The sequence below is a fragment of the Actinacidiphila epipremni genome (assembly GCF_012034175.1).
GTDB lineage: Bacteria > Actinomycetota > Actinomycetes > Streptomycetales > Streptomycetaceae > Actinacidiphila > Actinacidiphila epipremni.
Genome location: NZ_JAATEJ010000018.1, coordinates 19,668 through 39,488, shown reverse-complemented (window position 1 = coordinate 39,488; position 19,821 = coordinate 19,668). Strand labels below are relative to the sequence as shown.

Here is a 19,821-nt window from a genome sequence, read left to right as displayed (position 1 = left end):
TTTCCGTATCCCTGGAGGAGCCGTATGTCCGCCACACCCACGTCGTCCGACGCCGCCAGACCGGGCCCGCAGCCCGCGGACCCCCGTGCCCGTACGCCCTTGCGGCGGCTCTACCGCCGGGACCTCGGCGGCTATCCGGCGACCGGGGCGCGTATCGGGTACCTGGCCATCGTGGTGGTCACCACCGTCGTGCTCTACTACATGCTCTACGTGCAGTACGCGGTCGCCACGTCGATCATGACGCACTTCGGCATGACCTACCGCTACTTCGTGTGGGTCTCGGTGATCGGCAACGCCGTCGGAGCCTTCGCCTCGCTCGTCGCCGGGCTCGCCGACCGCTGGGGGCGGGCCAACATGGTGGTCTACGGGCTGCTGGTCGCCTCGCTGCTGGTGTTCTTCGGGCTGCCGAACGCCGGCGGCAAGTCGACGTATCTGGTGCTGTTCGCGCTGGTCAGCGTGATCGAGGGGATGGTGCTGGTGGCCACGCCCGCGCTCATCCGGGACTTCTCGCCGCAGCTGGGGCGGGCGACCGCGATGGGCGCGTGGACGATGGGGCCGGTCGTCGGCAGCCTGGTCGTCACGACCGTCACCAGCCAGACGCTGGACACCTCCGGCTGGCAGGACGAGCTGCGCTACTCGGCGCTCGCCGGGCTGGTCGTCTTCGTCGTGGCGCTCGTGGCCCTGCGGGAGCTGTCCCCGGCGCTGCGCGACCAGATCATGGTCTCGCTGCGCGACCGCGCGCTCGTCGAGGCCCGCGCCCAGGGCATCGACCCGGGCACGCTGCGCCGCGGCACCCAGTGGCGGCAGATGCTGCGCTGGGACATCGCCGGCTCGGGGCTCGGCATCGCGCTGTTCCTGCTGCTGTACTTCGCCGCGGTCGGCAACTTCGTCGTCTACTTCGCCACCACCTACGGCTACAGCGAGCAGCGCGCCAACGCCGTCGCCAACTGGTACTGGGCCGCCAACGCCCTCGCGCTGGTCGCGGTCGGGCTGCTGTCGGACCGGCTCAAGGTGCGCAAGCCCTTCATGATCGCCGGCGCGGTCGGCTCGATCGCCGTGACGGCGGTCTTCGCCACCCGGGCCACCCACCCGGGGACCGGCTACTACACCTTCGCCTGGCTGTTCGTCGGCATCGGCGTCTTCAGCGGGGTGGCCTACGGCCCGTGGATGGCGGGCTTCACCGAGACCGTCGAGAAGCACAACCCGGCCGCGACCGCGACGGGCCTGGCCGTGTGGGGCTGGACGATACGGATCGTGGTCGCGGTCTCCTCCGCGCTGATCCCGGTGCTGGTCACCTCGGTCACCCCGCTGGTCGACCACGGCCCGCAGGTCACCGCGGCGCAGCGGCAGGCCGCCCCGGCGCTGGCGATCGTCGCGGCCCACCCGCAGGTCTTCGCCGAGCTCGGCACGTACCCGCCGGGCAAGGCCCCCGCCGACGTCACCGCCCGCGCCGTCCAGGAAGTCGGCCCTGCCGACCTCGCCACCGTCCAGCGGGCCCAGCCGCAGCTCGCCGTCCTCCAGCAGTACGGCACGAAGGTCCAGCGGGCCGCGCACGACGGCCCCGGCCAGTGGCGCACCTGGTGGTGGATCTGCGTCGCCGGGCAGGTCCTCTTCCTGCCGTTCGTCTTCCTGATGTCCGGCCGCTGGAGCCCGCGCCGCGCCCGCGAGGACGCCGCCGCCCACGAGGCGGCCGTAGCACGGGAGCTGGCCGCCCTGAGGTAAGTCGGGCGGCCGGCCCGCCGGCAGGCTATTGTGCGGCGGCATGACCGAACGTCCGTTTGAGGCTTTGGGGTTGAGCCCGGACGCGGACCGCGCCTACTCGCTGCTGGTCTCGACCAGGGGGGTCGCCGCGGCCGAACTCGCCCGGCAGATGGCGGTGCCGGCGGACCGGGGGCAGGCGGCCTGCGGGGAGCTGGCGGCGCGCGGGCTGGCGCGGCGGGGCCGGGACGGGCGGTGGTACCCGGTGCCGCCGCACGCCGGCTTCCGGCCGCTGTTGTCCCGGGCGCAGGAGCAGCTGCGGCTGGGCGGGGAGTTACTGGACCGGCTGGACGCGGAGTACCAGCGCGTCCACGAGGGCCACCGGGCCGACGAGGCCGTCCAGGTCGTCGCGGGCCGGGCCGCGATCGCCCGCCGGGTCGAGGACTTCCGCGGCTCCGCCCGCCGCGAGATCACCTCGTTCGTGCCCGGCCCCGCGCTCGCCCCGCTCGACCCGCTGCCGCCGGGTGTACGGCGCCGGCTGGTCTTCGAACGCGCCGGCCTGGAGGCGGCCGGCGCGTTCGGCCCGCCCGGCGACCCGCTCACCACCGTCCGGGTCACCGGCCGGCTGCCCGCCCGGCTGGGCATCGCCGACGGCGAGGTGGCCCTGCTCCCGCCGCCGGACGACGACGCCGCCGACCCGGTGATGCTGGTGGTGCTCGCCGGGCCGCTGCTGGACGCGCTGACCGCGCTGTTCGACGCGGTGTGGGCCGGCGGCGTCCCGCTCGGCCGCCGCCCCGACGCCCAGCAGCCGCGCAGCGCCCTGCGGCTGCGGGTGCTGGGCATGCTGGTGAGCGGCAGCACGGACGCCGCGATGGCCCGCTCGCTGGGCGTCGCGGTGCGTACCGTGCAGCGGCATGTCGCCGCGATGCAGCGCGAGGCGGGCGTCGACAACCGCATCCAGCTCGTCTGGCACGCCGCCCGGCACGGCTGGCTCGACGACGCCCCGGACGACCACCCGGAGGGCCGGTCCGACGGCCACCAGGACGGCCACCCCGAGGGGCACTTACCGGGAAGTGCGCACAGACCGTCCGGTTGACGGGAAAACGACTCCGCCCAGCGGAACACAGGGTGTCAGGTATTCGACAACCATTTGGCGAATCCTTGGTGCACCTGAGGCACATGTATACGCCAGCGGTCCGATCGACCGTGACCACCGTGACGCCCGCCGCCACAGGTGGTTTCCGCTGCCTCAGGGAGAACCCCCTTGCGCATACCCGTTCTCAGACCCAGCCGCCGCACCGCCGGTGTGGTGGCGTCCCTCGCCTCGGCCGCCCTCGCGGTCGTCGGGCTGCAACTGCCCGCCGCGGCACCGGCCGCCGCCGCACCCTCGCAGCGGCCGGACGTCGTCCGCCAGTGCGACGCACCGCAGCCCGGGCACTTCTCGTGCCTGGCGCTGCGCCGGACCGACGTGCCCGCCAAGGCCGGCCTCCAGCCGCACGCCACCACACCCGAGGGGTTCGGCGCCACCGACCTGCAGAGCGCGTACGCGCTGCCCGCCGACGGCGGGGCCGGCCAGACCGTCGCGATCGTCGACGCCTACGACGACCCGACCGCAGAAGCCGACCTCGCCGTCTACCGCGCCCAGTACGGGCTGCCGGCCTGCACCACCGACAACGGCTGCTTCAGCAAGGTCAGCCAGCGCGGCGGCAGCGACCTGCCGGACCCCGACCCCGACTGGTCCGGCGAGATCTCCCTCGACCTCGACATGGTGTCCGCCGCCGCCCCGCTGGCGCACATCCTGCTCGTCGAGGCCGACTCCAGCTACTTCGACGACCTCGGCGCCGCCGTGGACCAGGCCGTCGCGCTCGGTGCCAAGTACGTGTCCAACTCCTACGGCACGGGCTACGACAGCACGCCCGGCAGCGGTGAGGACCCGTCCGAGGCCACCGAGATGGACCCGTACTACAACCACCCCGGCGTCGCGATGGTCGCCTCCAGCGGCGACGACGGATACGGCGTCAGCTACCCGGCCGTCTCGCCGTACGTGACCGCGGTCGGCGGCACCTCGCTGACCCGCGACCCCGGCACCACGCGCGGCTGGAGCGAGTCGGTGTGGAACAACGCGTACGGCGGGCCCGGCTCGGGGTGCTCGCTGTACGAGCCCAAGCCGTCCTTCCAGGCCGGCGCGGTAGCCGACACCGTGTGCGGCAAGCGGGGCGAGGCCGACGTCGCGGCGGTCTCCGACCCGGTCACCGGCGTGTCGGTCTACCAGACCTACGGCAACGACGGCTGGGCGGTCTACGGCGGCACCAGCGCCGCCTCCCCGCTCATCGCCGGCGTCTACGCGGCGGCCGGCACCCCGGGCGCGGGCACGTACCCCAACGCCTACCCCTACGCCAAGCCCGGCGCCCTCAACGACGTGACCGAGGGCGACAACGGCTCGTGCAGCCCCGCCGCCCTGTGCACCGCCGGCCCCGGCTGGGACGGCCCGACCGGCCTCGGCACGCCCAACGGCCTCGCGGCCTTCACCAGCGGCCCGCACGGCGTGTTCAAGGGCACCGTCACCGACCACGCCACCGGCGCGCCGATCGCCGGCGCCAAGGTCACCGCGGGCGACAACACCGCCACCACCGCCGCCGACGGCACGTACACCCTCGACGTGCCGCCCGGGACGTACGACCTGACGGCCGCCGCCTACGGCTACCAGAGCGGCAGCGCGGCCGGCGTGGACCTCGCCGACGGCGCCACCGTCACCGAGTCCTTCGCGCTCGACGCCGTGCCGACCCACACGGTCACCGGCCGGGTCAGCGACGGCGGCGGCCACGGCTGGCCGCTGTACGCCACGGTCAGCGCGCAGGGCGTGCCCGGCGGCCCGGTCTACACCGACCCCGCCACCGGCTCGTACTCCCTGACGCTGCCGGCGGACTCCACCTACACCCTGCACGTCACCGCCAACTACCCCGGCTACAAGCCGGTCGACAAGACCGTCCAGGTCGGCGACAGCGACCAGTCGCTCAACGTCGCCGTGCCCGTGGACAGCGCCTCCACCGACGCGCCCGGCTACACCGTCCACCTCGACGGCCCCACCGAGCCCTTCACCTCCACCACCGCCGCGCCGGCCGGCTGGAGCGTGGCCGACGCCGACGGCACCACCGGCGGCTGGGTCTTCGACGACCCGGGCAGCCGCGGCAACCGCACCGGCGGCAGCGGCGGCTTCGCCATCGTCGACAGCGACACCATCGGCCAGGGCCTGCACCAGGACACCTCGCTGCTCTCGCCGTCGTACGACCTGAGCGGCACCGCCGACCCGCTGCTGTCCTTCGACACCGACTACAAGGAGTTCTCCAACTCCACCGCCAGCGTCGACGTCTCCGCCGACGGCGGCACCACCTGGACCAGCGTGTGGAAGCAGACCACCACCTCGGTCACCGGCAAGCACGTCGAGATCCCGCTGAGCGACTTCGGCGGCAAGAGCGACGTCCGGCTGCGCTTCCACTACACCGGCACCTGGGCGTACTGGTGGCAGCTCGACAACGTCTTCGTCGGCAAGCGGTCCTTCGACCCGGTGCCCGGCGGCCTGGTCGTCGGCATCGTCAAGGACGCCAACACCAAGGACGGCGTCGACGGCGCGACCGTCACCAGCACCGACCACCCCGACGACCACGCCACCACCGTCGCCACCCCGGACGACCCGAACCTCGGTGACGGCTTCTACTGGTTCTTCTCGCACGTCACCGGCAAGCACCAGGTGACCGCGGCGGCCTCCCGCTACTCCGGGGCGTCCGCCAAGGCCGCCATCGCGGCGGACGGCGCGGTCGAGCGCGACCTGTCGCTCAAGGCCGGCCGGATCAAGGTCACCCCGGCCTCGATCGACAAGACCGTCGCGTGGGGCAAGAGCACCTCGCAGGTCCTGACGATCAAGAACACCGGCAGCGCGCCGGCCACCGTCACCCTGGGCGAGACCCCGGGCGGCGCGGTCGTGCAGAAAGCCGGCGCCCCGCTCAACCTGGTCGCGGGCCACTACTCGCCGCACGCGCTCGCCGCGCACGGCACCAAGGCCGGCGCCAAGCCCGGCGCCAAGGCCGCCGCCCCCGCCGCGGAACCCGCGGCCGGCGACGCCTGGACGACCATCCCCGACCTGCCGACCGCGGTGGGCGACAACTCCGTCTTCACCCACGACGGCACCGTCTACTCCGGCTACGGCTACGACGGGCTGGCCGACACCAGCGACCTGTACGCGTACAGCGCGGACAGCGGCGCCTGGACCAAGCTCGCCTCCGCCGCCGACACCCGGGAGGCCGCGGCCCACGGCACGATCGGCGACAAGCTCTACGCCGTCGGCGGCTGGGGCGCCTCCGGCGCACCGGACAGCAAGCTGGAGATCTACGACATCGCGTCCAACTCCTGGAGCACCGGCGCCAGTTCGCCCAAGCCCTACGCGGGCGCGGGCAGCGCGGTGCTCGGCGGCAAGCTGTACTCGGTCGGCGGCTGCACCGCCACCGCGTGCGGCACCACCGACGTGACCGCCTACGACGCGGCGAGCAACACCTGGGCGCAGCTGGCCGCCTACCCCGAGCCCGTCGCGTGGGAGGCCTGCGGCGGCGTCGGCGGCAAGCTGTACTGCTCCGGCGGCACCACCGACGCCGGCAGCATCAGCCACGCCTACGTCTACGACCCGGCGGCCGACTCCTGGTCGCCGATCGCCGACCAGCCCACCGACGCGTGGGGCGCGGCCTACACCGCCGCGAACGGCCTGCTGCTGGTCAAGGGCGGCGCCATCGAGGACGGCGGCGCGCTGACCAACCAGACCTGGTCCTACTCGCCCGCCGACAACACCTGGACCGCGCTGCCGAACGCCAACGCCTCGCTCTACCGCGGCGGCGGCAGCCTCGGCTTCTACGCGGTCGGCGGCCTGGCCGGGCAGATCCCGGCCAAGACCTCCGAGGTGCTGGCCGGCTACGACCAGTCCGACAGCACCGACGTCAGCTGGCTGACCGAGAGCGCCACCACGGTCACCCTGGCCGCCGGCGCCAGCACCACCGTCACCGTCGGCCTCAACGCGGCGGTGCCGGAGATCACCCAGCCCGGCACCTTCTCCGCCTCCCTCGGCGTCGCCAGCGACACCCCGTACGCGGTGCCGTCGGTGGGCGTCGCCTTCACGGTCAAGCCCCCGGCCACCTGGGGCAAGATCACCGGCACGGTGACCTCGGGCGGCCAGCCGCTCGCGGGCGCCACCGTCCAGATCAACACCTGGACGACCCACTACACCCTGAAGACCACCAAGGACGGCACGTACGCGCTGTGGCTCGACGTGCGCAACAACCCCCTGCAGCTGATCATCGCCAAGGACGGCTACCAGCCGACCACGACGACGGTCAAGATCACCAAGGGGGGCACGACGACGGCGGACTTCGCCCTGCTGAAGGACTGACGCCGGCGCACTGACGAGGCGGGGCTCCCGGTACGCCGGGGGCCCCGCCTTCGTCCGCGCCTACCGGTACGGGTCCGGCTGCGGGTGGGCGTACGGGCGGCTCAGCCGCGCGGCCGGGCCGGCGGTGCGGCGAACTCCGCCTCCAGGAGCCGCGCGGCCTCGTCCCCGTCGCGGGCGGCGACCGCCGCGACCAGCGCGATGTGCGAGGCGTCGCCGTCCACCGGAGCCCGGCCCGAGCCGTCCGGGCCCGGCAGCGCGGCCAGGCCGATCAGCGCCGCCCGCAGCGCGGGCGCGAACTCGGCGAAGAGATCGGTCAGCACGGGGTTGCGGGCGGCGGCCACCACGCCGGCGTGCAGGGCGAGGTCCGCGTCGACGAGCGCCGCGCCGCCGCGCCCGGCCGCCTCCCGGCGGGCGGTCAGCGCCGACTCCAGGCCCGCGAGGTCCGCCGCGGTGCGGCGCCGCGCGGCGAGCCGGGCCGCCTGCACCTCGACCACCGCCCGGGCCTCGTACACATCGGTGACCGCCGCGCGCCGCAGCCGGGTGCCGAAGTCCTCGTCCGGCCGCGTGCGGACCACGAAGACCCCCGCGCCCTGCCGCGAGGTGACGAGCCCGGCGCCGGCCAGCGCCCGTACCGCCTCCCGTACCGTCGAGCGGCCCACGCCCAGCGACGCCGCGAGCGCCGTCTCGCCCGGCAGGCGGGTGCCGACCGGCCAGCGCCCGGCGACGATCTGCTCGCGCAGATGCTCGGTGGCCTGCTCCACCAGCGGGCCGGGCCGCAGCGAACCGAGCGCCATGGCCGCTCACCTCCCAGGTCGGGTCGCCCGAGGAGTCCTCTCCGGCCAGCGTAGCCGCGCTGCCGCGGCCCGGCCCGGCGGCGGGCCCGCGGGGCTCAGGGCCGGTAGACCCTGCCGGGCTCGGGGGCGGCGGGGGCCAGCAGTTCCGGGACCGTCACGAAGGTGTAGCCCTGGGCCCGCAGCGCGTCGATGATGCCGGGCACGGCGGGCACGGTGCCGTCGTAGAGGTCGTGCAGCAGGATGATGCCGTCCCGGCTCGCGTCCTTGAGTATCCGCTTCGTTATCAGCGCGGTGTCGGTGGTGGCGTAGTCGCTCGCGGTGTCGCTCCACAGCACCTGCGCCAGGCCCAGCTCCTTGCACACCTTCGACACCTTCTCGTCGGTGCGGCCCTGCGGCGGGCGCATCAGCGTGGGGCGCTGCCCGGTCAGCCGCTCCACCTCGTCGTCCAGGCGGTCCAGCTCGGCGCGTATCCGCGCCGGCTCCAGGTCGGTCAGCCGGGGGTGGGTCCAGGAGTGGTTGCCGAGGACGTTGCCGTTGCCGGCCATCTGCCGCACCAGGTCGGGGTATTTGTCGACATGGTTGTGGCCGAGCAGGAAGAACGTCACCCGGACCTTCTTGTCCGCCAGCACCTTCAGCAGCGCCGGGGTGTGCGCGCTCGGCCCCGCGTCGAAGGTCAGCGCGATGCACTTGGCCGTGCGGCAGTCCACCGCCCCGGCCGGCAGCGCCGCCGACCTCCCCGCCGGGTGGCCCTCGCCCGCGGTGCTGCCCGTCGTGCCCGCCGCCTTGTACGCGTGCTCGCGGGCGTCCCGCGGCGACTGGGCGTCGTATGTCGCGCAGCCCGTGAGGGCGAGGCCGAGGCTCAGCGCCACGAGCCCGGACAGCAGCGCCGTCCGGCGCGTCCTGCGGGTCTGAGCGGGCATGGCGGGACCTCCGTGGGTGGGGTGGCGGGGGGCGTTCCTGTGGAAACGCTGTGCACTATACCCACGGCGTATAGTTGGCTGACCTGGGGGTCGCGGGCCGCCCGGCCGGCGATCCGCTAGCCGCTCGCGGCCAGCGCCGCCAGCAGCCGGGTCAGCGAACCGCCCAGGCCCCACGTCTGCGCCAGCGACTCCAGCGCGGCGGGCGCGGCCGGGGCGGACGGCACCGCCGGGTCGAACGCCGGCAGCGGGACGTCCTTCGCGACGGCCACCACCGCGGGCGCCACGTCCAGGTAGTCCGCCGCGGCGGCGATGTTGCGGCGCCGGGCCGGCGTCAGCCGGGAGAAGGGGTCCTTCGCCGCCGCCCGCACCCCCGCGAGGTCGCCGTACTCCGAGACCAGCTGCGCCGCGGTCTTCTCGCCGATGCCCTTCACGCCCGGCAGGCCGTCGCTCGGATCGCCGCGCAGCGCCGCGAAGTCGGCATACTGCCGGGCCCGTACGCCGTACCGCTCCTCGATCGCCGCCTCGTCCACCACGTCCGGATCGCCGACGCCCTTGCGCGGGAAGAGCACCCGCACCCCGCGCGCGTCGTCCACCAGCTGGAAGAGGTCGCGGTCGCCGGTGACGATGTCCACCCGGCCCGCCGCCCGGGCCGCGAGCGTGCCGATCACGTCGTCCGCCTCGTAACCCGGCACCCCCACCCGGGCGATGCCGAGCGCGTCCAGCACCGCCTCGATGACCGGCACCTGCGGCGAGAGCGTGTCGGGCACCTCCTCGATGCCCTCGCTCGCGTCGGCGACCCGGTGCGCCTTGTACGACGGGATCAGCTCCACCCGCCACTGCGGGCGCCAGTCGGCGTCCATGCACGCCACCAGGCCGGCGGGGGAGTGGTCGGCGACCAGCCGGGCGATGAAGTCCAGCAGCCCGCGCACCGCGTTGACCGGCGTGCCGTCGGGCGCCTTCACCGACTCGGGCACGCCGAAATACGCGCGGAAGTACAGGCTCGCGGTGTCGAGCAGCAGCAGGCCGCCGCCGCTGCCGGGATTCTGGTCGCTCACCGGGCCAGCATGGCACGCGGCACCGACAACCGGCCGTACGGTGGGCCGGTGCCACACCAGAACCCGGGGCCCGCCCGCCCCGTACGCCGGGTCGTCTCGCTCGTGCCGTCGCTGACGGAGGCGGTCGCCGTGACGGCCGGGCCCGGGCTGCTCGTCGGCGCGACCGACTGGTGCACGCACCCCGCGGACCTGGACGTACCGCGGATCGGCGGCACGAAGAACCCGGACGTGGCGGCGGTCGCCGCGCTCGCCCCGGACCTGGTCGTCGCCAACGAGGAGGAGAACCGCCCCGCCGACCTCGACGCGCTGCGGGCGGCCGGCCTGGAAGTGCTGGTCACCCGGGTGCGCTCGCTGCCCGACGCCTTCGCCGAGCTGGACCGGCTGCTGGTGGGCGCCTGCGGACTGCCCCGCCCGGCATGGCTGGACGCGGCGCGGGCCGCCTGGCGGGATGTCACCGCGGCGGCGCCGGTACGCACCGCGGTCGTGCCGATCTGGCGCCGCCCGTGGATGGTGCTCGGCCGCGACACCTTCGCCGGCGACCTGCTCGCCCGCCTCGGCGTCCGCAACCTCTACGCCGGCCACCCCGACCGCTACCCCCGCGTGCCCCTCCCCGACCTGCTCGCCGCCCGCCCCGACCTGGTCGTGCTGCCCGACGAGCCCTACCGCTTCACCGCCGGCGACGGCCCCGAAGCCTTCCCCGGCGTCCCCGCCGCCCTGCCGAGCGGCCGTCACCTCACCTGGTACGGCCCCTCGCTGACCGAGGCCCCCGCGGCACTGGCCGCGGCGCTCGCGGCGGCGACCGGCTGACGTACCGGGTGGACCGCGGGCGCGGCGGCCGGCACCGGCAGGTCACCGGCCAGCAGGCCGCGCAGCGTACCCCCGAACGCCGCCGCCCACGCCGCCACCAGCAGCACGTACAGCGCCGCCGCCAGCCACGACGCCGCGTGCAGCCCCGTGTGCCGGGCCAGCGAGGCCGCGCCCGTCACGCAGGTGCCGACCGGGAAGGTGAAGGCCCACCACGTCATCGAGAAGCCCATCCCGCGCCGGCCCGCCCGCACCACCAGCGCCGCCGCCAGCGCCAGCCACAGCAGCGCGAAGCCCATGACCGGCACCCCGTACAGCACCGCGAAGCCGCGCAGCGCCGCCGGATACGGACCCGGCACCGCGAACCGGCCCGCGTCCGCGAACGCGCCGGCCGCCGTGGTGGACTGGCCCAGCGGCCCCAGGACCAGGAAGAGCGCCGGCGTCGCCGCGAGCGGCAGCGGGCCGTGCCGCAGCAGCCGGCCCCACACCAGCGGCAGCGTCATCAGCGTGGCCAGCAGGCTCAGCCCGAACATCGCCACGCACCCCAGCAGCAGCGCCTCACGCGCCTGCCGCCCGCCGACCGCCAGATGCGGTACGAGCGCCGGCCCGACCGCCGCCGCGACCATCGGCGCGACGATGGGCAGCAGCCACACCGGCGAGCCGTCCGCCGGCCCGATCCGATGCCGCGTCACCATCAGGTACGGCACCGCGACCGCGACCAGCAGCGCGCCGGCCGTGCCCGCCGACCACAGCGCCCAGTCCATCCCCACCGCGGCCCGCTCGCCCACCACCCGCGGCCCCGCCGCGAGCGCCCCCGCACCCACGGCGAGCAGCGCCATCGGCAGGCACCCGTAGAACGGCGCCACCCCCGGATCGTGCAGATGCCGCACCGCCGCCTCCCGGTGCCGCGCCCAGTGCACCGCCCGGGCGGCCAGCACCAGCGCCAGCACGACCACGGAGAGCACCCACACCCCCGTACCCGCATCCCGCAGCCAGCCGGGACAGCCCGGCAGCGCGGCCCCGGCGTTGCCGACGATCGCGGTGCCCATCACGCCCGCGTACCAGTTGGGCCCGACCCCGCGGAAGGCGTGGTGGCGGAGCAGGGAGCGGGCGGCGGCAGCTGTGGTGACCATGCCCTCACACTCCTGCGCGCCGGGCGCCGCCGGTAGCACCCCGCGGGCTATCAGGTCATAGCCGCCGCTTATGACCCGCGCGCTCCCGCGGCGGCGAGCCCCCCGCCCTCCCGCGGCGGCACGACCCACCCCCGCCGCGGACATACGCTGGCCCTATGACCGGCAGCGAGCAGCGCGACCCCGGCGGGGCGCTGTCCCGGCGCGTGCCCGACCTCGGGGCGATGGAGCTGCTGATGGCCGTCGCCCGGCTGGGCAGCCTCGGGCGGGCGGCCCGCGAGCTGGGCATCAGCCAGCCCGCGGCGAGCGGCCGGATGCGGGCGCTGGAGCGGCAGCTGGGCGTCGCGCTCGTCCGGCGCTCGACGGGCGGCTCGGCCCTGACCGAGGAGGGCGCCGTCGTCACCGAATGGGCCCGGCGGGTCCTGGAGGCGGCGGCCGACTTCGACGCGGGCGCGCGGGCCCTGCGCGGCCGGCGGGACTCGCGGCTGCGGGTCGCGGCGAGCATGACGGTCGCCGAATACCTGCTGCCCGGCTGGCTGACCGCGCTGCACGCCCGGCACCCGGGCACCGCCGTGTCGCTCGCCGCGGGCAACTCCGTGGTCGTCGCCCAGCAGGTCGCCGCCGGGGAGGCGGACCTGGGGTTCGTGGAGGGCCTCGACGTGCCCGCAGCGCTGGACGCCGCCGTCATCGGGCGCGACCGGCTGCTGGTCGTCGTCGCGCCCGGCCACCCGTGGGCGGCCCGCCGCCGCCCGCTGCCCGCGGCCGAACTGGCCGCCACCCCGCTGCTGCTGCGCGAGGAGGGCTCCGGCACCCGCCAGGTCCTCGACGCCGCGCTCACCGCGCACGGCGGACCGCCGGCCGTACCGCTGCTCGAACTCGCCTCCACCACCGCCGTGAAGTCCGCGGCGGTCGGCGGCGCCGGGCCCGCGGTGCTCAGCGAGCTCGCGGTCGCCGACGAGCTGTCCGCGCACCGCCTGGCGGCCGTGCCCGTGGCCGGACTCGACCTGCGCCGGGCGCTGCGCGCGGTGTGGCCCGCCGGCCACCGCCCGGCCGGCCCCGCCCGCGACCTGCTCGCCCTCACCCGGCCGGCCGCCGGCGCGAAAGCCGCACTGCGCAGTATGTAAACCGGACGCGCTTACGGGATTCTCATGGAAAGACCATAAGGTGACCGCCGTGACGACCTCGACCCCGCCCGGCTGGTATCCAGAACCCGGGCACACAGGCAACAGCCCGGCGATGGAACGCTGGTGGGACGGCTCCACGTGGACGGAGTACACGCGGACCGCGCCCGTACCGCCCGCCGCGCCGCAGGTCCACCCGGGCTACCCCGGTTACCAGGGCTACCCCGGCTACCCCTCCGACGTGATCGGCGGCCCGAACGGCGACCGCGGCAAGCGCACCGGCACGGTGGTGATCGCGCTGGTCGCCGCCGTGGTGCTGATAGCCGCCGTGGTCGCCGGCGTCCTGGTGCTCGGCAAGAACGACGACGGCAAGGACGACGCCAAGAACTCCCCGACGCCCACCCGCACCGGCGGCCGGAACCTGCCCGCGCCCCGGCCGTCCGACGGCGGCAGCGGCGGCGACGACGGCACCGGCGGTGACCGCGGCGGCGACAACGGCGGCACGAGCGGCGGCGGCGACGGGCGCGGCGACGGCAGCACCGCCATCGACGCCTACGACGCCATCAGCCTGCCGGTCCTGGACGGCTGGACCGGCCAGGACGGCACCACCGGCGCCGGCGTGACCACCGGCGACTACGACTGCCCCGGCACCCAGGGCGGTACGTGCTCGCTCGGCGGCGTCTTCTCGATGCCGACGCTCGCCGCGGACATCTCCGCCACCACCGCGGAGGCCGCCGCCAAGCAGGACATCGCCGCGAACGCCGCGAACTCGTACAGCAAGGACACCTACGGCGCGACCACCTCGCACCAGCAGATCAAGGCCGGCGCGGTGACCGTCGCCGGGCAGAAGGGCTACCTGGTGCGGTGGAAGGTCGTCACCGCGTCCGGCACCAAGGGCTACGTCGAGTCGCTGGTCTTCCCGTCCCCGACCACCAAGCAGCTGGTCCTGGTCCGGTTCGGCTTCGACATCACCGACAAGGCCCCCGGCCAGGACGTGATGGACCAGATCGCGCAGGGCATCAAGTCCGACACCAGCCACGGCAGCGGCAGCACGGGCGGCACCGGCGGCACCGGCGTCTGACCTCCCGTGACCGGGGCGTACGTAGGCCCGTCCCACCCGCAGTGGTGGGACGGGCCTTTCGGGTGCGGCCCAGCCGTCAGAGGAAGGTCTTGCCCTCGCCGCGATACGTCGGCACGACCGCCGCGATCTCGTCGCCGTCCAGCAGGTGCAGCTCGGCGAACCGCTCGCACATCTCGCCGGCCTTCGCGTGCCGGAACCACACCTTGTCACCGATCAGCAGGTCGTCGGCCGCCGAGCCGAGTAGCGGCGTCTGCACCTCGCCCGCGCCCTCCTGCGGGTCGTAGCGCAGCCCCTCGGGCAGATACGGCTCCGGCAGCCGGTCCGGTCCCGGCGCGCCGGAGGCCGGGTAGCCGCCGCCGAGGACGGTGACGACGCCGACGCCCGGCCGGCGCACCACCGGCTGCGCGAACAGCGCGGCCGGCCGGCCGTGGAAGGACGTGTAGTTGTCGAAGAGCCGCGGCACGTACAGGCCCGACCCGGCGGCTATCTCGGTCACCGCCGCCTCCGCCGCGGTGTGCTGCACACTGCCGGTGCCGCCGCCGTTGACGAACTCCAGGCCCGGCTCGACCGCCCGCACCGCCTGCACCGCGTCCGCCCGGCGGGCCGCGAGCTCCTTGCGGGCGGTGGACTGCATCACCCGGATCGCCAGCGACCGCAGCGGCCGTCCCGGCACGGCGTCGCCGACACCCGCGACATGGCCCTCGTAGCCCATCAGGCCCACCAGCCGGAAGCCCGGCCGCCGGGTGACCGCACGGGCCAGCTCCGCCAGCCGCTCCGGGTCGTGCAGCGGCGAGCGCAACGCGCCGATCCGCAGCCGGCCGCCCAACTTCCGCAAGGACGTGTCCAGTTCGAGGCACACCCGGACCGTCTCGGTGCCGGAGCCGCGGGCGGCGTCGATGAGGTCGAGCTGGGCGACGTCGTCGACCATGACGCTCACCGCGGCGGCGAGCTTGGGATCGGCGGCCAATTCCGCGTACCCCGCGCGGTCCGCGGACGGGTACGCCAGCAGGACGTCGGTGAAACCGGCGCGGGCCAGCCACAGCGACTCGGCGAGGGTGAACGACATCAGGCCGCCGAACCCCTCATGGGCCAGGGCGCGTTCCAGCAGGGCCCGGCAGCGCACCGACTTGGTCGCGAGCCGGATCGGCTTGCCCGCCGCGCGCCGCACCAGATCGGCGGCGTTGGCGTCGAACGCCGCGAGGTCCACGAGGGCGAGGGGGGCGTCGAGATGGGCGGTGGCCCGGTCGTACCGGGCGCGGTCGGCTGCGCGCTCTGACATGGCCGCAGCTTGCCAGACCGGCCCTACCGAGCGGTAGGGCCGGGGCCCGATGCCGGTACGGCGGCCCCGCGGGGGCCGCCTCCTGCGGCGGGAGGCACGGGTGGGAACCGAGGGCCCCGACAACCCCGTAGAGTGACGCGCAAGCCGTGCACGTAGAGGTCGAGGGGGCGCCGGGTGAGCACCGGAGTGGACAACGGAGAACCCCCGGCGACTCCGTTCCCCACCCGCCGCCCGCGCACCGCGGCGCCGGACACGCAGGGCGAACCGCCCTCCCCGGACCGTACGCCCCCGCCGCCGCGGCACCGCCCGGCCCCGCCACCGCCGAACCCGTCCACCCGGCTCCCGGACCCGGGCACGTCGGAGGTGGAGGAGACGCACGAACTCCCCCGGATATCCGCCGACTCCCCACCCCCGCAGTCCCCTCACCGCCCGGGCCCGCCTGCCGCTCGGCCCCCGGGCCCGTCCGCGGCGCGGCCCCCGGCCCCGTCCGCAGCGTCGCCGTTGGCTGCGCCTGCCGCGTCGCCCTTGGCTGCGGCTGCCGCGTCGCCGGTAGCTCCGCCTGCCACGCGGCCCCCGGCTCCGCCTGCCGCGCCGCCGGTAGCTCCGCCCGCCACGCGGCCCCCGGCCCCGTCCGCCCCGTCACCGGACCAGCCTGCCCCGCCGCAGGTGGCTGCGCCTGCCCCGCCGCAGGTGGCTGCGCCTGCCGCGTCGCCGGTGGCTCCGCCTGGCACCCCGCCGGCTCGCCCTGCCGCACCGCCGCCGCCCCGGCCCGGCACCCGGGTGGGCGGCCTGGACGCCCCCGGTCCCGCGCCCTCGCCCGCCGGCCCGGGAACGGATCCGGCCGCCCCCGCTTCCCCCCGGCGCCCCGCCGCACCGCCGGCGCCCGCCGTGCCGCCGCAGGGCGGGCCGGGTGCGGGGGAGGGGGCGCATGTGCCGCCGGTGCCGGTGGAGCCGCCGCGGCCGGTACGGGTCAGCCCCGCGCCCGCCGCCGCCCCGCCGCCGTTCGGGCCGTACGGCGGCCCCGCGCCCGGCCCGTACGCCCCCGCGCCCACCCCCGCGCCCCGGCGGACCGTCGCCGTACGCGGCGCCGTCGCCGTATGCCTCGTGCTGGGGCTCGGGCTCATCGGCGGGGCCACCGCCGGGGCGGTCCTGGAGCACCAGCCGAAGGCCGCGCCCGCCGCGGCGCCCGGGAGCCCGGCGCAGTTCGCGCAGGCCCGGCAGGTGTGGCGGGAGGCGCCGGTCGATACGCTGCTGCCGCCCGTCGTGGCCGGCAAGGGCGCCGGGCCCGGCGGCGCGGACCGGACCTGGACCCGGATCGGGATCGCCGAACCCGGCGACTGCACCGACGCGTTCGACCCGCTGCTGGACCGGGTGCTCGCCCCCACCGGCTGCGCCAAGCTGCTGCGCGCGACCTACGTCGACAGCACCTCCACCACCGTGACGACGGTCGGCGTGCTCGTCACCGCCGGCGACGCGGCCGGCATGCGGGCGCTCGCGCAGCGCTGGACCGCCGAGCACCTCGGCGACCGCATCGACCTCATCCCGCGCCCGGTGGCCTTCCCCGGCACCGCCGCGGGCCGCTTCGGCGCGGCGCAGCGCGGCAGTTGGGACGTCCGGGTCTCGGCGAACCTGCCCTTCGTCGTCTACGCGGTCAGCGGCTTCGCCGACGGCAGGGCCGTCCCCACCCCGCAGCCGGCGGCCCTCGCGAACGCCGCCGGCGCCACCACCGCCCCCGCCCAGGCGGGCCTCGGCTTCGACGCCACGGGCCTGGCCAAGGCCGTCGACGACCGGCTCCAGGCGACCGTCGCGGCCGAGCTCCACCCGACGACGGGCGCCCGCACGACCACCCCCGCGGCGACGGAGAAGCCCCGATGAGCCACCGCACCCGCCGCCCCGGCGGCACACCGCCCCCGGCCCCGGCCGCCGCGGAGCCCTCCGGGCCCGCCGCGGGCCCGGGTGCGCAGCCGGGCGCCGCCTCGCGCACCGGCGCCTACGCCGAGCGCCCCCCGAGCGCGCCCGCCGCCCCGCGGGCCGCACGGACCGCATCCCGGCCGGCGGGGCGCGGCGCCCTCCGCCCGCGGCTGCGCGCGCGGCTGCTCACCGGCGGGGCCGCCGGCGCCGCGGCCGTCGTGCTGCTCACGGCCGGCGGCGGGCCCGCCGCCGCGGACAGCATCAGGGACCGGCAGTGGGCCCTCACCGCGCTGCACGCCCAGAAGGCGTGGCAGACCACCAAGGGCGCGGGCGTCACCGTCGCCGTCCTGGACACCGGCGTCGACGCCACCCACCCCGACCTCACCGGCCAGGTGCTCACCGGCACCGACCTCATCGGCTTCGGCGCCGCCCGCGGCGACAAGACGTGGGCCAACCACGGCACCGGCATGGCCGCGCTCATCGCCGGGCACGGCCACGGGCCCGGCCGCACCGAGGGCGTCCTGGGCCTCGCGCCCGAGGCGAAGATCCTTCCCGTGCGGGTGATCCTGGAGGACAAGGACCCGCAGCGCGACAAGGCCAGGTCCAGCCGCGGCAGCGCGCTGCCCGAGGGCATCCGGTGGGCCGTCGACCACGGCGCCGACGTCATCAACCTCTCCCTCGGCGACGACAGCGCCACCGCCGCGCCGGTCGCCGCCGAGGCCGACGCGATCCAGTACGCGCTGGGCAAGGGCGTCGTCGTGGTCGCCTCCGCGGGCAACAGCGGCGACAAGACCGACCGCTCCTCCTACCCCGCCGCCTACCCCGGCGTCATCGCGGTCGCCGCGGTCGATTCCAGTGGCCGCCACCCCGCCTTCTCCACCCACCGCTGGTACGCCTCGGTGTCCGCGCCCGGCGAGGACATCGTCATGGCCGACCCCGACCGCAAGTATTACGACGGGCTCGGTACGAGCGCGGCGTCCGCGTACGCCTCCGGGGCGGTTGCGCTGCTCAGGTCCGCCTACCCCGAGCTGAGCCCGCTGCAGATCAAGCAGGTGCTCCAGTCCACCACCCGGCACAAGCCCGACGGCGGCCGGAGCGACGAGCTCGGCACCGGCGAGATCGACCCGGCCGCCGCGCTCGCCGCCGCCGCGAAGCTCAAGCCCGCGCCGCTCGCCCCCGTCCCCGCGGACTACCCCCAGCGCTACTTCGGCAGCGCCCACGGCGCCGACCCCGCCCCGCGCCCGGCCCAGGGCTCCAGCGTCCTCGGCAACGGCGTCGCCGCCGCCTTCGCCGCGATCGGCGCGGCGCTGGTAGCGACGGCCGGCATCCTCTGGTCCCGCCCCCGCCGCACCCCCCCACCCGCCGCACCCCCACACGCACCGACCTCGCAGCCGTAACGCCGACCCGGCATGGGAGCCCAGCGCAGGCAGCTCGTCCCGTCCGCCGCGCCCCGCGCGTACCGGCGTCGCAGCCGTAACGCCGGCCCGGCAGGTGAGCCCCGCACGGGCAGCTCTCGCCCCGTCCGCCGCGCCCCCGCACGTACGTACCGGCGTCGCGCAGCCGTAAGGCGGCCCGCACGCGATCCCCCGGGCCGCCGGGCCCCGCACGGGCCGCGCTCGCCGCCACGCGCCGCGTGGGGGGAGCGGGCGCGCCGGCCCGCACACGACGCCCCGGGCCGCGGGCCGCGCCCGCCCCCACCCGCCCCGCCGGAGGCGGGCGGGTCGGCCGATAGGCTGCACGGGTGGCGCTGAAGAACATCCCGGACCCCGGCTACCCCGACGACGACGGCTCCGCCGTCCCCGCGCTGGCCGCGGCGCTCGCGGCGTGGCGGGCCGACCCGGGGCGGGAGGGCGCGGTGATCGAGGCGCTGCACTCCGCGCGGCTGCTCGTCCCGGTTGTCGCCGTGCTGGGCGAGGCGGAGACCGGCCCCGACGGGCTGCGCCGGGAGAAGACCAGCGACATGGCGGTGCCGACGATCCAGGCCCCGGACGGCCGCCGCGCGCTGCCCGCGTTCACCTCCACCGCCGCGCTCGCCGCCTGGCGGCCGGACGCCCGGCCGGTCGCCGTACCGCTGCGCCAGGCCCTGCAGGCGCTCGCGCAGGAAGGCGCCGACACGCTGCTGATCGACCTCGCCGGGCCGGTGCCGTACGAGCTGGCCGGCGCCGCGCTGCGGGCCGCCGCGCTCGGGCCCGGCCGGGCCGAGCCGCTGGCGGACCCGGAGGTGCGGGCCGCGCTGCGGGCCGCGGTCGCCGCCGAGCCGGGCGTCGTGCGCGCCCACCTCACACCGGGCCGGGGCAGCGACGGCACGCTCGGCCTGGTGCTCGCGCCGGACGCCGACGTCGCCGCCACCGGCCGGGCGCTCGCCGCCGCCCTCGCCGCCGACGACACGCTGCGCGGCGCCCTGCGCCAGGGCCTGGACCTCGCCCTCCTGCCGGCCGGCGCCGCGCTGCCGGGCGAACCGCTCTTCACCCGCTGAGCCGTACGACCGCCACGCCGTCCCGTACGCCCCCGGGCGTACCCCCGCCCGTTCCCCGCCTCCGCCGCCCTCCGTCGCCCGGATACCGCCGAGATGTGGCTTTCCTCCGCCGCGCCGACAA

At 76.4% G+C, this 19,821-nt stretch carries 14 protein-coding genes; 9 read left to right on the top strand and 5 right to left on the bottom strand.

Annotated elements, in window-relative coordinates:
* Window positions 1-24 precede the first annotated feature (24 nt).
* The 3 genes from HCN08_RS21225 to HCN08_RS21215 all read left to right on the top strand — a co-directional run bounded on the left by HCN08_RS21225 (window position 25) and on the right by HCN08_RS21215 (window position 7,129).
* Window positions 25-1,722, top strand: a complete 1,698-nt coding sequence (locus HCN08_RS21225) for an MFS transporter (protein WP_167984770.1) — start codon at window positions 25-27, stop codon at window positions 1,720-1,722.
* A gap of 40 nt (window positions 1,723-1,762) precedes the next feature.
* On the top strand, window positions 1,763-2,794 hold the full coding sequence (locus tag HCN08_RS21220; protein ID WP_167984769.1) for a helix-turn-helix transcriptional regulator: 1,032 nt from the start codon (window positions 1,763-1,765) through the stop codon (window positions 2,792-2,794).
* A gap of 168 nt (window positions 2,795-2,962) precedes the next feature.
* A complete protein-coding gene (locus HCN08_RS21215; protein WP_206319050.1) occupies window positions 2,963-7,129 on the top strand; it encodes a carboxypeptidase regulatory-like domain-containing protein in 4,167 nt (1,388 codons plus the stop codon).
* Window positions 7,130-7,230: 101 nt separating this feature from the next.
* Here the strand turns inward: HCN08_RS21215 and HCN08_RS21210 are convergent, their stop codons facing one another.
* The 3 genes from HCN08_RS21210 to HCN08_RS21200 form a co-directional block, all read right to left on the bottom strand.
* A complete protein-coding gene (locus HCN08_RS21210; protein WP_167984768.1) occupies window positions 7,231-7,923 on the bottom strand; it encodes a FadR/GntR family transcriptional regulator in 693 nt (230 codons plus the stop codon).
* A gap of 95 nt (window positions 7,924-8,018) precedes the next feature.
* A complete protein-coding gene (locus HCN08_RS21205) occupies window positions 8,019-8,843 on the bottom strand; it encodes a polysaccharide deacetylase family protein (RefSeq protein ID WP_167984767.1) in 825 nt (274 codons plus the stop codon).
* A 116-nt stretch (window positions 8,844-8,959) separates the two neighbouring features.
* A complete protein-coding gene (locus tag HCN08_RS21200; protein WP_322974595.1) occupies window positions 8,960-9,898 on the bottom strand; it encodes a 5'-3' exonuclease in 939 nt (312 codons plus the stop codon).
* Window positions 9,899-9,946: 48 nt separating this feature from the next.
* Here HCN08_RS21200 and HCN08_RS21195 point away from each other — a divergent pair, with 48 nt between their 5' ends.
* Window positions 9,947-10,705 carry a helical backbone metal receptor gene (locus HCN08_RS21195; RefSeq protein WP_322974594.1) on the top strand — a complete coding sequence of 253 codons (759 nt, stop codon included), beginning with the start codon at window positions 9,947-9,949 and terminating at the stop codon, window positions 10,703-10,705.
* On the opposite strand, the gene HCN08_RS21190 is transcribed toward HCN08_RS21195, so the two are convergent.
* Window positions 10,627-11,835 (bottom strand): TDT family transporter, encoded by a 1,209-nt coding sequence (locus HCN08_RS21190; RefSeq protein WP_167984765.1) that lies wholly within the window; start codon window positions 11,833-11,835, stop codon window positions 10,627-10,629. The genes HCN08_RS21195 and HCN08_RS21190 overlap by 79 nt on opposite strands.
* 155 nt (window positions 11,836-11,990) lie before the next feature.
* Between HCN08_RS21190 and HCN08_RS21185 the strand changes: the two genes are divergently transcribed.
* Complete coding sequence (locus HCN08_RS21185) at window positions 11,991-12,956, top strand: LysR family transcriptional regulator (RefSeq protein WP_167984764.1); 966 nt, start codon at window positions 11,991-11,993, stop codon at window positions 12,954-12,956.
* 49 nt (window positions 12,957-13,005) lie between these two features.
* A complete protein-coding gene (locus HCN08_RS21180) occupies window positions 13,006-14,034 on the top strand; it encodes a DUF2510 domain-containing protein (protein ID WP_167984763.1) in 1,029 nt (342 codons plus the stop codon).
* 76 nt (window positions 14,035-14,110) lie between these two features.
* Here the strand turns inward: HCN08_RS21180 and HCN08_RS21175 are convergent, their stop codons facing one another.
* A complete protein-coding gene (locus HCN08_RS21175; RefSeq protein WP_167984762.1) occupies window positions 14,111-15,313 on the bottom strand; it encodes an amino acid deaminase/aldolase in 1,203 nt (400 codons plus the stop codon).
* A 930-nt stretch (window positions 15,314-16,243) separates the two neighbouring features.
* On the opposite strand from HCN08_RS21175, the gene HCN08_RS21170 reads away from it, so the two are divergent.
* The 3 genes from HCN08_RS21170 to HCN08_RS21160 all read left to right on the top strand — a co-directional run bounded on the left by HCN08_RS21170 (window position 16,244) and on the right by HCN08_RS21160 (window position 19,700).
* Window positions 16,244-17,188: a hypothetical protein gene (locus tag HCN08_RS21170; RefSeq protein WP_206319049.1), complete on the top strand. Its 945-nt coding sequence runs from the start codon at window positions 16,244-16,246 to the stop codon at window positions 17,186-17,188.
* A complete protein-coding gene (gene mycP, locus HCN08_RS21165) occupies window positions 17,185-18,621 on the top strand; it encodes a type VII secretion-associated serine protease mycosin (RefSeq protein WP_167984761.1) in 1,437 nt (478 codons plus the stop codon). The genes HCN08_RS21170 and mycP overlap by 4 nt, the downstream gene beginning before the upstream one ends.
* A gap of 344 nt (window positions 18,622-18,965) precedes the next feature.
* Window positions 18,966-19,700, top strand: a complete 735-nt coding sequence (locus tag HCN08_RS21160; protein ID WP_167984760.1) for an SseB family protein — start codon at window positions 18,966-18,968, stop codon at window positions 19,698-19,700.
* Window positions 19,701-19,821 lie beyond the last annotated feature (121 nt).

Coding starts and splice junctions, on each gene's coding strand:
- HCN08_RS21225 (WP_167984770.1), top strand. CDS start 25: ATGTCCGCCACACCCACGTCGTCCGACGCCGCCAGACCGGGCCCGCAG.
- HCN08_RS21220 (WP_167984769.1), top strand. CDS start 1,763: ATGACCGAACGTCCGTTTGAGGCTTTGGGGTTGAGCCCGGACGCGGAC.
- HCN08_RS21210 (WP_167984768.1), bottom strand. CDS start 7,923: ATGGCGCTCGGTTCGCTGCGGCCCGGCCCGCTGGTGGAGCAGGCCACC.
- HCN08_RS21205 (WP_167984767.1), bottom strand. CDS start 8,843: ATGCCCGCTCAGACCCGCAGGACGCGCCGGACGGCGCTGCTGTCCGGG.
- HCN08_RS21190 (WP_167984765.1), bottom strand. CDS start 11,835: ATGGTCACCACAGCTGCCGCCGCCCGCTCCCTGCTCCGCCACCACGCC.
- HCN08_RS21185 (WP_167984764.1), top strand. CDS start 11,991: ATGACCGGCAGCGAGCAGCGCGACCCCGGCGGGGCGCTGTCCCGGCGC.
- HCN08_RS21175 (WP_167984762.1), bottom strand. CDS start 15,313: ATGTCAGAGCGCGCAGCCGACCGCGCCCGGTACGACCGGGCCACCGCC.
- mycP (WP_167984761.1), top strand. CDS start 17,185: ATGAGCCACCGCACCCGCCGCCCCGGCGGCACACCGCCCCCGGCCCCG.